11 protein-coding genes are annotated in these 11,794 nt (G+C 53.6%); 8 read left to right on the forward strand and 3 right to left on the reverse strand.

The window, feature by feature from the left end:
- Nucleotides 1–25 precede the first annotated feature (25 nt).
- Genes TPRIMZ1_RS0109430 through TPRIMZ1_RS18745 form a run of 3 tightly spaced genes read right to left on the reverse strand, consistent with a single transcriptional unit; the run spans nt 26 to nt 2,348 of the window.
- Entirely contained in the window at nt 26–436 is a 411-nt protein-coding gene (locus TPRIMZ1_RS0109430) for a PIN domain-containing protein (protein WP_010258246.1), read from the reverse strand.
- Nucleotides 429–668 (reverse strand): hypothetical protein, encoded by a 240-nt coding sequence (locus tag TPRIMZ1_RS0109435; RefSeq protein ID WP_010258249.1) that lies wholly within the window; start codon nt 666–668, stop codon nt 429–431. Before TPRIMZ1_RS0109435 ends, TPRIMZ1_RS0109430 begins: the two co-directional genes overlap by 8 nt.
- A gap of 45 nt (nt 669–713) precedes the next feature.
- Complete coding sequence (locus TPRIMZ1_RS18745) at nt 714–2,348, reverse strand: amidohydrolase (protein ID WP_010258253.1); 1,635 nt, start codon at nt 2,346–2,348, stop codon at nt 714–716.
- Between the two features lie 197 nt (nt 2,349–2,545).
- Between TPRIMZ1_RS18745 and TPRIMZ1_RS0109445 the strand changes: the two genes are divergently transcribed.
- The 8 genes from TPRIMZ1_RS0109445 to TPRIMZ1_RS0109480 all read left to right on the forward strand — a co-directional run bounded on the left by TPRIMZ1_RS0109445 (nt 2,546) and on the right by TPRIMZ1_RS0109480 (nt 11,659).
- Nucleotides 2,546–4,141, forward strand: coding sequence for an ABC transporter substrate-binding protein (locus tag TPRIMZ1_RS0109445; protein ID WP_010258256.1), 1,596 nt, complete (start codon nt 2,546–2,548; stop codon nt 4,139–4,141).
- Entirely contained in the window at nt 4,142–5,116 is a 975-nt protein-coding gene (locus TPRIMZ1_RS0109450) for an ABC transporter permease (protein WP_026043635.1), read from the forward strand.
- On the forward strand, nt 5,109–5,945 hold the full coding sequence (locus tag TPRIMZ1_RS0109455) for an ABC transporter permease (RefSeq protein WP_010258261.1): 837 nt from the start codon (nt 5,109–5,111) through the stop codon (nt 5,943–5,945). The genes TPRIMZ1_RS0109450 and TPRIMZ1_RS0109455 overlap by 8 nt, the downstream gene beginning before the upstream one ends.
- 1 nt (nt 5,946) lies before the next feature.
- Entirely contained in the window at nt 5,947–6,975 is a 1,029-nt protein-coding gene (locus tag TPRIMZ1_RS0109460) for an ABC transporter ATP-binding protein (protein WP_010258263.1), read from the forward strand.
- On the forward strand, nt 6,972–8,012 hold the full coding sequence (locus TPRIMZ1_RS0109465; protein WP_010258266.1) for an ABC transporter ATP-binding protein: 1,041 nt from the start codon (nt 6,972–6,974) through the stop codon (nt 8,010–8,012). The genes TPRIMZ1_RS0109460 and TPRIMZ1_RS0109465 overlap by 4 nt, the downstream gene beginning before the upstream one ends.
- Nucleotides 8,013–8,089: 77 nt before the next feature.
- Complete coding sequence (locus TPRIMZ1_RS0109470) at nt 8,090–9,748, forward strand: thiamine pyrophosphate-dependent enzyme (protein WP_010258269.1); 1,659 nt, start codon at nt 8,090–8,092, stop codon at nt 9,746–9,748.
- Nucleotides 9,749–9,776: 28 nt separating this feature from the next.
- Complete coding sequence (locus tag TPRIMZ1_RS0109475) at nt 9,777–10,349, forward strand: indolepyruvate oxidoreductase subunit beta (protein WP_010258271.1); 573 nt, start codon at nt 9,777–9,779, stop codon at nt 10,347–10,349.
- A complete protein-coding gene (locus TPRIMZ1_RS0109480) occupies nt 10,346–11,659 on the forward strand; it encodes a phenylacetate--CoA ligase family protein (protein ID WP_010258273.1) in 1,314 nt (437 codons plus the stop codon). The genes TPRIMZ1_RS0109475 and TPRIMZ1_RS0109480 overlap by 4 nt, the downstream gene beginning before the upstream one ends.
- Nucleotides 11,660–11,794: the final 135 nt, after the last annotated feature.

Below are 11,794 nucleotides of genomic sequence, written 5' to 3' on the forward strand. Positions count from 1 at the left end.
TTTTTGACGGATTGGAAACGGTCACTCACATAAAGGGATTTACCACCCGGACTCCCCGGATGATTTGCCCGTGGTTCATGTCTTCGGAAAGGACGCTCCCGCAGTTAGCGGAGGCAGCGGCGGCGATGATGAGTCCGTCCCAGAAAGAAATTTTGGAAAGGATGCTGATATCAATACCCTGCTGAATAATATCAAAATCAACCTGGACGATTTCCATTTTTTTATAATTATTGAGGATATTCTTAACATACAGCTTTTCCATTTTTAATTTCGTTGTGGTAATATTGTAGACTTCCTGTAAGACCTGGGTTGAAATAACCGGTGCATCCTTTTCCTCAATATCATTTAAAGTTTCCCGTACTATTTTCTGTTTTTCCTTACTATTTTTATCCAGAGAATAAACCAGAATATTGGAATCAATAAAGACTTTATTCACGGCCAAAACTGCGCTCGTGTATTTCTTCCCGAGTCCATGTACGCCCCTCGGAATTACCGTGGGCTTCATCGGCGATACGGAATGTTTCCTCAAACATACCTCCCGAAGCGGGTTTTACCGTTTTTTTAAGTATATCCCGAACCAGGGCGTTAAAGGACATGTTGCGCCGCTTGGCGTATTCCCGGCCCTGTTCCAGGGTTTCTTCATCAATAGCCAGGGTGATGTTTTTCATGGTTTCCAACCTCTATTACACATAATACGTGTATTCGGCAATTTGTCAAGTTTCGTCGAATAGGGTCTCCCCGTTTATAACGGTGCGCAGGATCCGTATCGTATGTATGTCCTCCCCGGGGACGGTCATTATATCCGAGTCCAACAGTACCAGATCCGCCCGTTTTCCCGGCTCTATACTGCCCCGATCTTTTTCTGCAAACTGAGCGTAGGCACCCCAGATGGTATAGGAACGGATGGCGTCTGCCCGGGACAGGGCATTTTCCGGGTAAAAACCGCCCGCCGGCTGACTTTCCGTATTGGTCCGGGTAACGCCGGCATGTATTCCCTCCAGGGGAACCGGAGCATCCACCGGTGCGTCGGACCCTCCCAGGATTTTTCCCAGGGTGCGCTGTACCAAACCCAGGGCGTCGGTTTTTTCTAGCCGTTCCGTACCGAGTCTGCGCAGGTACATCTTGGCGGCGTTCACCATTTGGACGGCCTGTATGGCAGCCAGTATCCCCAGATCCCTGGTCCGTTCAAGGATATTGCCGGTGGTAACCCCGAAGTGTTCTATTCTATACCGGTGATCCTCCTGGGGAATTTCCGACAGAACCCTTTCATACACATTCAGGGTCTGGGAAATGGCCGCATCCCCAATAGCATGGGTTAAAACCTGCATTTTTTGCAGGGCCGCCTTTTTTACCATGGAATAAAAAGTATCATCCTGGTACATCAGGATACCCCGGTACCCCGGCCGGTCGCTATAATCTTCATACAGGGCGGCAGTCTGGGCGCCCAGGGACCCGTCGGCAAAAAGTTTCACCGCCCGTACCGTATAACGCCCATCGAAAAGGCCGATTTCCGGGCATTGTTCAAAGTAGGCAGTTGCGGCGGGATCAGCGTTTGGCTGGAAAAGATTATTCAGGGCGCCTGAAAAACGGAGTTTATACTCCCCGGAAGCGTAGAGTTCCTTGAGATCCCGGATCAACTCTATGGAGGTCCCCGCATCCTGTACGCCGGTAATGCCGTTCCGGATTAACTGGTCCTGGGCTTTTAACAGGGCCCGCTTCCGGTAATCCCGTTCTGTTATTTTCAATCCGACATACTGAATTATCCGGGCCGCCCCATCGGAGGCGCAGCCCTGCAAATGACCGTCGGGGGTGCGTATAAATTGCCCATCCGGGGGATCCGGGGTGTGGTCGGTGACCCCCGCCGCTTCAAAGGCCCGGGAATTGCACCAGCTGATATGTCCATCCATTCGGGGCAGCATCACCGGGTTATCCGGGGCAGCCGCATCCAGTTCCTCCCGGGTAGGAAAGGATGGATCCGCCCATTTATCATCGTTCCACCCCATGGCGCCCAGGATCCACTCCCCGGGTTTGGCATTTTTTGCCACTTCCCGGACCCTGTCCAATATTTCCGCCCGGGGAAGGTCCCGAATCCGGAGCTTCCCGAGCCCCTCCGCATATGCTTGCAGGTGCAGATGGCTGTCGATAAAGCCGGGAAGCGCCGTTTTGCCGGCCAAATCCTCGGTTTTTGTTTCTTTACCAATATAAGCGCGGGCCCCCTGATCGGTCCCCGCATATACAATACGCCCGTCCTTCCATGCCAGGGCGGATACCTTGGAAAAAGCGTTATCCACGGTATAAATAACACCGTTAAGCCATACTTGATCCGCCGGACCTTCTATAGCTGTCAAAATATACCTCCGTATCCTATAATTCATAGCACTTTTATAGGAATAATGATATAATAAAACCTTCCCTCGGCGGCTGTCAAGACTTTGTATTCTTGACACTTTTATTAAAATGCGATATTTTATTAATCATAACGAAATAGTATGATATAAAATAAAAATGGCTTCGTTTTAAGCCATCATTTATAAAGGAGCGTATCATGAAAAAGTATCTTACCTTGTTCACCCTGCTGATCTGCGGCATAGCATCCACCCTTAGCGCTGGTGGAAAAAAAGAGTCCGGTCCCAAGGACACCGTTGTTTTCGGTGTGAATGTGGCCGCCCAGGGCGTTTTCCACCCCACGGTCAACACCTCAAACGGGGACCGTGAAGTGGCGCTTCTGGTGTTTAACCGCCTGATAAAATTAGGCCCCGATGGCACTTGGGTACCCGAGCTTGCGGAAAGCTTCACCCTTAGTCCGGATGCCACAAGTGTAACCTTCAAACTCCGGCAGGACATAAAGTGGTCCGACGGACAGCCCTTCACCGCCGAAGACGCCGCCTTTACCTACGAGACCCTGGCCCACGGCAAATTTGTCCGGGGCAACGATGTGTTCGCCCAAAAGCTCCTGGGCTTTGAGGAGTACAACACCGGCAAGACCGCCCATGTTGCGGGTGTCAAAGTTATTGATCCCTACACGGTGAGCTTTACCTTCTCCGGCCCTTACCGGGATGCGTTGGTCAAATTTACCGACCAGGCGGTTTTTGCAAAACATATTTGGGAAAAAGTACCCGTAGAGGGCTGGCTTGACGCCACGGAGCTTCTGCGGAATCCGGTTGGTACCGGCCCCTATACGGTCGCCCAATTTGTGCCCGATCAATACATCAGGCTCACCGCAAAGGAAGACTACTTCAAGGGCGCGCCCAAAATAAAAACATTTATTTTAAAAGTCTCCAATCCTGATACACGGCAGACGGAAGTCCTTAACGGCGATCTGGATGTGGCGCGTATCGCTTCCTGGAAAGACCGGGACCTCAAGCCCTATACCGATGCGGGCTTCAATTTTGCGGAGATCAAGGCCATCATGGCCTATTACCTTGTGTTCAATACCACCGAAAAAAATCTCGCCGACCCCCTGGTGCGGCATGCAATTTTTACGGCCCTTGACCGGCCCGCCATCATCAACCTGATTGAAAATGGCCATGCCATCGTATCGGAAAGCCTGTTTGATCCCAACCAGCCGGTCTACCCCAAGGATATAGCAAAATACACCTACGATGTGAACAAGGCAAAGGATCTGCTCCGCCAGGCCGGATGGGTCGATACAAACAGCGACGGTATTGTTGACAAGAACGGACAGAACCTCAAGCTGACCCTGCGTTATGACAATGTGGATGATACCGTCCTTGCACAGGCGGTGCAGGCATATATAAAGGCTATTGGGATCGACCTCGAAATTATCGGTTCCGATTTTAACACCGTGCTTTCAGTCCTGCGCAGCACCACCGAGCCCTTTGATCTGGCGTTCATGGGCTCCTCCTCCAGACCGAATCCGGGCAGCCACGGCAGCGTCAGGTGGATGGCGCGCTATAACGATACTGAGGAGCTGCGGCTCTATGATTCAGCCAATGACGCCGGTACGGACGCGGAAGCTGCTGCAACGTGGGGCGCCTGGGCAAAGTATATCCACGAAAAACTTCCCATCGGCATAATTTATATTAAGTCCACCGGCTATGCGGTGAATCCCCGCTTGGTCGGTTACGAACCCTACGGAATCGAATGGTTCCCCAATGTAGAAACCTGGTACTTTAAGTAAATGGTTCGATATATTAGCCAGAGGCTCTTGCAGTCTCTGGTTATTCTTTTTGGGGTTTCCGTAACGGTGTTTGCCCTGATAAACTACATTCCGGGGAACCCCTACCTGAGCATGTTTCCGCCGGAAGTATCCGGGGACCAAATTGAAGCGATGCTCCGGCGGGTTGGTTACTACGACAGCCTTCCTATCAAATATATAAAATGGATCTCCCGTATTTTGCAAGGCGACTTTGGATATTCGATTTTCTACCATGAAGGAGTGATGGGGATAATTGCATCCCGCCTTGGCAACACCATACTCCTTGCGGTTTCCTCCCTTGCAATCAGCATAGTCCTGGGCGTATCGGTGGGTATTTTTACCGCCCAAAGGCGGGGCAGTCTGGCGGACAACAGTGTTTCTGTTTTAACCTTTGTGATCCTGTCCCTGCCTTCGTTTTTTTTTAGTATGCTCCTGTTAAAAGTTCTTGGCGCCGACCTTCGGCTCCTGCCGATTTCCGGCAAGGTTACGGTTTATGCGGACTACCACGGTATTGCCCATGCCCTTGATGTTGCCCGGCACATGGTTATGCCGAGTATTGTTCTTGGGCTTGGCTATGCGTCTTCAATGCTGCGCTACACCAGATCCAGTGTTACCGGGATTTTGACCGCAGACTATATACGTTCCGCACGGGCCCACGGCCTGCATGAAAGGACCGTTATTTTTAAACATACCCTGAAAAATGTTTCAATCCCCATAGTAACGGTACTGAGCCTGCAAATCCCCGATATGCTTTCAGGCGCCCTGTTGACCGAAACCGTGTTCATGTGGCCCGGCATAGGGCGGCTCAGCTTTGAGGCGGTACGCCACCGGGATTATCCGCTTATCATGGGCATACTCCTCGTAATGGCGGTGATCACCCTCTGCGCAAATTTCATTGCCGATGTTGCATACGCCCTTATTGACCCCCGTATAACCCTGGTGAAAGATCGTGTTTAAAATAATAAAAGAAAACCCCCTAATAAAAACCGGCGCCATAACACTATTAGTACTCCTGGCGTTTTCCCTTGTGGGCCCTTTTTTTTCGCCCCTTGGGCGTGACCAGATCAACCTTGAGGAAGTACAAATGCCCCCGGGGAACGGCCACATTCTTGGTACCGATGAGCTGGGGCGGGACATTTTTGTACGCCTGGCCTACGGCGGCAGGGTTTCCCTTTCGGTGGGCATAATAGCGATGTCAATTCAACTGGTAATAGGGGTGACCCTAGGATCCATTGCGGGATTTTATGGCGGAATTTGGGACAGCGTCATTATGCGTATCACCGATATTATAATGTGTTTTCCGTTTTTTGTAATATCCCTTTCGGTGGCGGCGCTGACCGGCCCAAGCTTTACAAATGTTATTCTGATAATAGCATTATTGGGCTGGCCTTCCATGGCCCGTATTGTCCGCAGCAACATACTTTCACTCAAAAATATGGAATTTACCGAAGCTGCCAGGGCATTGGGGCTTTCCCGCATGGAAATAATTATGGGACACCTCCTTCCCAATTCAACGGGGGTCATTATCGTCTATGGCGCCTTAAACGTTGCCTATGCCATTCTGATTGAAGCGTCCTTAAGTTTTCTCGGCCTTGGAATTGCCCAACCGGAACCAAGCTGGGGTTCCATGCTTTCACAGGCCCAAAGCATGACCATCCTGCAGCAATGCTGGTGGATGTGGATACCCCCGGGATTTTTGGTTTTGAGCGTGGTATTGGCAATCAACTTCATCGGCGAAGGACTGTCGGATTATTTCAACAAAGAAAACCGGGATATCCAGGAATAACATGAATAAATTGATTGAAATCAAAAATCTTTTTGTCGAATCGGAAGGTTCCACCCATAAAAAAAATAAAACATCCCTTCCATTGCTCCACGATATTGGCCTGTCGATTGAAAGCGGACAGGTGCTGGGTTTGGTTGGGGAGTCGGGCTGCGGAAAAACTATGACAGCCCTGTCCATCTTGGGACTATTGCCGAAAAATATAAAAATTACCCGGGGGGAAATCAATTTTTATCCCCGGGATAGCCATGATGAAAAAGCCCTGGATCTGACGGCGCTTTCAAAAAAAGAAATGCGTAATTTAAGGGGCAATCATATTACGATGATTTTTCAGGAACCCATGACTTCCTTGAATCCCCTGATGTCCGTGGGGGAACAGATGAAAGAAATCTTGAACGAAAATACCGGGCTTAAGGGCAGGGAGAACCACGAAAAATGCGTACAATTACTGCAATCGGTGAACATTCCCGAACCGGGAAAGGTCTATCACTACAATCCCTGGCGGCTTTCCGGCGGCATGAGGCAGCGGGTTATGATTGCCATGGCCCTTTCCTGCCGGCCGGAGCTGATAATTGCGGACGAACCCACCACCGCCCTTGACGTAACAACCCAGGCGCAGATTCTGGACCTGTTCAATGAGTTAAAAGCAAAATCCGCATCGTCCTTTCTGTTCGTAACCCACGACCTGGGGGTAATTGCCGAAATCGCCGACCGTACGGCGGTAATTTATGCAGGCGCCGTGGTGGAAGAATGCAGCGTGTCCGAACTTTTTTCTATGCCCCTGCATCCCTACACCTACGGCCTGATGCGGGCCCGCCAGGGACGAAGTATTCACAACAAGGAAGCGCTTTATACGATCCCCGGCGTAGTCCCCCGGGCCGGGGCAGTTACAACAGGCTGCGCCTTTGCCCCCCGTTGTGAGCGCGCTTCAAAACGATGCTCCGTAGAAATGCCTCCCCTGGAGGATGCGCAGAAAAGTTCCGCCCTTGCCGTTGACGGCCATAGGGTCCGCTGCTGGAGGTTCACCGAATGAGCGAACCCCTTTCACCATTGCTAAAAATAGAAAATCTGCAAAAGGATTTTTCCGCCGGTTCAACAATTTTCAGCCGGAACAGATCCCGCCTGACGGCCCTTGACAAGGTGTCCCTGGAAATACGCCGGGGCGAATGTTTCGGCCTGGTGGGAGAATCGGGCAGCGGGAAATCCACCCTTGCCCGGTGCATACTCAAGCTACTGACACCCACCGGGGGCTCCATTGTTTTTGATGGGAAAACCATCTTCGACAGCGGCAGCGATTTGCAATTATCCCACACGGAAATGCTCGGTCTGCGAAAGGAAATGCAGATCATCTTTCAAGATCCCTCCGCAAGCCTTGATCCGCGAATGTCGGCCCTGGAAATTGTTGCGGAGGGTATAAAAAAACACCGGGTCGTTGAACCGGGGGATATCGAAAAAACCGCAGGGGATTATCTTGAACTTTGCGGGATCAGCCGCAGCATGGGTAAACGCCGCCCCGGCGAATTTTCCGGCGGTCAAAAACAGCGCATCGGCATCGCCCGCTCCCTTGCATTGCAGCCCAGTTTTATCGCCGCCGATGAGCCCCTTTCCGCCCTTGACGTTTCGGTCCAATCCCAGATCCTGAATTTGCTTCGCGATTTACACCGTCAATTCAACTTAACGATCCTGTTTATTTCCCACGATCTGCAAACCGTTGAGTATTTCTGCGACAGAATCGGCGTGCTCTACCTGGGGGCCCTTGTAGAAACCGGCGCCGCCGAAGATATTACCGGCAATCCGCTCCACCCCTACACCCGTGCCCTTTTCTCGGCGGTTCCAAGCGGCGCCCCGGGTGACAAACGATCCCGCATTGAGTTACACGGCGAGATTCCCAGCCCCATAAACGCCCCCCGGGGCTGTAAGTTTCATACCCGCTGTACCCATGCGTCAGAGCGATGTCAAAACGAAGTTCCCGTTTTCGAAGATTCCGGTAACGGCCACCTGGTCGCCTGTCACCTCTGGCGGCAGCTCTGGGAAGCCCTGGCCGGGAAGAACGCCGCATCGGGGATTTAGCTGCCAGTTAACCCCTAAAATATATGGTGGATTTTCCTCTGAGGTCATGATAGAATGGGCCGAAGCAGGAGAGAAAATTGGAAGAACAAGCGCTTTTAGGGGATGAAGCGGCAGCCCTTGGGGCAATACACGCTGGGCTTTCAGCAGCCTACGGGTATCCCGGCACCCCGTCCACCGAAATAATGGAATACCTTATCGAAAACGCCAAGGGCAATGCCCATATACCGGATACGTTTCATGCCTCCTGGTGTGTGAACGAAAAAACTGCCCTGGAGGCTGCCCTGGGGGTCTCCTTCGCAGGCCGCCGGGCCATGGTGACCATGAAACATGTGGGGCTCAATGTGGCCTCGGACCCCTTTATGAACGGCGCCCTCCTGGGCATTAAGGGCGGCCTGGTAATCGCCGTGGCGGATGACCCGGGGATGCACAGTTCCCAAAACGAGCAGGATTCCCGGTTCTACGCTGCCTTCGCCATGATCCCCTGCCTGGAGCCCCGGAACCAGCAGGAAGCCTATACCATGACCAGGGAAGCCTTTGACCTTTCCGAAAAATTTCAGGTTCCGGTATTGCTGCGCATGACCACCAGGCTTTCCCATGCCCGGGCCCAAATTAAAACCGGGCCGAAGCGGGCGCAGAATCCCCTTTCCAAGGCCGGGGATAAAACCCAGTGGATGCTCCTCCCCGCCTATGCCCGGCGGAACTATGTCTCCCTTATCGAAAAACAGCCGGAGCTCCTGGCATGGTCCGCCGCCCACCCCTCCAACAAATTGGACCTGGATGGCCGGGACACGGGCCTGGCTGTGATCACCTCCGGCCTGGGGGGGAACTACTACGAAGAAAACCTGGAGGATTTTATCAAATCCCGATCCGGTACAATTCCTGCGCGGCTCCACATCGGGGTCTACCCCCTGCCGGAGGAATCCATACGCCGGCTCTGCGAAAAGGCGGAACGGCTTATCGTTATTGAGGAAGGCCAGCCGGTAATTGAAGAACGGCTCCGGGGTATACTTCCCCACCGTATTACTATCAATGGAAAACTTGACGGGACCATAAGCCGTACCGGGGAACTGGATCCGGATGTGGTGCGCCGGGGTCTGTCCCTCCCCCCCCGGCCGGGGGCGCTGAACAGCGGTGCTGTAATACTGCCGAAGCTGCCGGGACGTCCACCCCAGCTCTGTACCGGCTGCCCCCACGGGGACAGTTACGAGACCATCAAAAAGGCAGTTCAGGAACTGGACCCCGCCGAAGGACACCCAAATACGGCTATCAACGCCGATATAGGCTGTTACGCCCTGGGGGCCACCCCGCCCTACTCGGTGCCCGAATCCATAGTCTGTATGGGTGCATCGGTGGGCATGGCCCGGGGCGCGGCGGAGGCGGGCATCAAGTACGCCATCGGCGTCATCGGGGACTCCACCTTCCTCCATTCGGGGATCAGCTCCCTGATCGACGCGATTGCCGCGGACACCCCCATGACCCTTATCATCCTGGATAACTCCATCGTGGCCATGACCGGCTGCCAGCAGACCATGGTACGCTCAGACAAATTCCGTCCCCTCATCCTGGGCCTGGGCCTCAAGGGCGAACACCTGATTGAACTGGAAGCCAAGAAACAGTTCCTGGAAGAAAACGCAGCAAAGCTGAAAAAAGAAATTGAGTACCGGGGCCTTTCGGTGGTGATCTTCCAACGGGAATGCCTGGAAGCTTTCCGAAAACGGAAGAAGAACGAGAAATAACAATGAGGAATAGTAAAGGGACTGTGTTATGAAAAAAGACATCATTCTTGCGGGGGTCGGCGGACAGGGGGTGCTTTCCATTGCCGCCATTATTGCCCAGGCTGCGGTGAGCGCGGGGTTTTCGGTGCGCCAGTCTGAGGTGCATGGTATGGCCCAGCGGGGGGGCGCAGTACTGGCGCATCTGCGGATCTCGGATACGAACATTGCCTCGGATCTGGTACCCCAGGGCGGGGCTGACTTGGTACTGTCCATGGAACCTGTGGAAAGTCTCCGTTATGCGGCATGGCTTGCGCCGGATGGCGCCCTGGTCAGCGCGGCGGAACCCTTTGTTAATATTCCCGATTATCCTGATATCGCAGTAATTCTAAGGACCATCGCGCTCTTCCCCGTAAACCGTATCGTTGAAGCGGCGGAACTTGCCAAAGAAGCGGGGCTGTCCAGGGCGGTAAACATGGTCATGGTAGGGGCGGCCTCCCCCTTCCTCCCCCTAAAGCCGGAAACCATGGAAGCCACGATTAGCGCCATGTTTGCCAATAAGGACCCATCGGTAGCGGAGGCAAACAAAAAGGCCTTTAACCTGGGCCGGGCGGCCGCCGAATGAACTACCAATACTGGCACCGCAAAATTGAGATCATGCCCCGGACGGAACTAGAGGTCTTCCAGCTTGAACGGCTGCAGGATATGGTAGATTATGCGCTGCGGACTTCCTTTTATGCCCCTAAACTCAAGGCTGCGGGAATTAGGGGTTCCGAGGATATAAAGAGCCTGGATGATCTTAAGCGCATCCCCTTTACCACCAAGCACGATTTGCGGGATGGCTTTCCCTACGGATTTCTCAGCATACCCAGGGAAGATGTGATCCGCCTCCATGCCTCAAGCGGTACCACCGGGGCGCCCACCACCATCTATTTTAACCGGGACGATATTACCCGTTGGACCGGCTATGTTGCCCGGTGCATTTACGGGACCGGGTGCAACCATACGGACGTGTTCCAGAACATGATCACCTACGGTCTCTTCACCGGCGGCCTGGGATTCCATGCCGGGGGTGAGGAAGTAGGAATGCTGGTGATCCCCTCGGGGAGCGGGAACACCACCCGGCAGTTCCGGCTCATGCAGGACTTCGGCACCACCGTGGTCCACGCCACCCCGAGCTTCCTCCTCCACGTGGAGTCCATCATGCGCGCCGAAGGGGTCAGCCGGGACAGTATAAAACTCAAGCGGGCCTTTGCGGGGGCGGAACCCTATTCGGAGGATACCCGGCGGCGCATTGAGGAGCTTCTCCACATCGACGTGTACAATTCCTACGGCCTTTCTGAGATGAACGGCCCCGGGGTGGCCTTTGAGTGCCAGTGCAAGAACGGCCTCCACCTCTGGGAGGACGGCTACATTGCGGAAATCATCAACCCCGATACATTGGAACCGGTTCCGGACGGTGAAACCGGCGAGCTGGTCATGACCATACTCTGCCGGGAGGCCACACCAATACTGCGCTACCGCACCCGGGATCTTACGGGCTTCTACACCGAACCCTGTCCCTGCGGCAGAACCCACCGCCGCCTCCGCCGCATCACCGGCCGCAGCGACGATATGCTGATCATCAACGGGGTGAACGTCTTCCCCAGCCAGATCGAAGAGGTGATCATGGCCATGAAGGATGTGGGGAACAACTACCTTATCGAAATTGAAAAAGACGGGGTAATGGATAAGCTTACCGTCAAAACAGAAATAGGCCCGGACATCTTCATGGACGATTCCCGTCCCCTGAACGCCCTGAAGGAGCGGATCCGCAAAACCCTCCAGGCGTCTATCACCATAAACCCCCGGGTGGAGCTCCACGAATCGGGCAGCCTTCCGGTGTCGGAGGGTAAGGCCAAGCGGGTCTACGATAAGCGCCCCAAGGATGTCTAGCCCGGTGAAGCCATGCGCTTACTGGGTTTGCGAAAGCACACAAATGGTAAGGGGGGGCCTGTCAGGAAGGAAAAGTATGGGGCCTCCCAGAGGGTCCCTCCATACTTTTCCTTCCTGACACCCCACTCCGTACTA

This window comes from Treponema primitia ZAS-1, from assembly GCF_000297095.1.
Taxonomy (GTDB): domain Bacteria; phylum Spirochaetota; class Spirochaetia; order Treponematales; family Breznakiellaceae; genus Termitinema; species Termitinema primitia_A.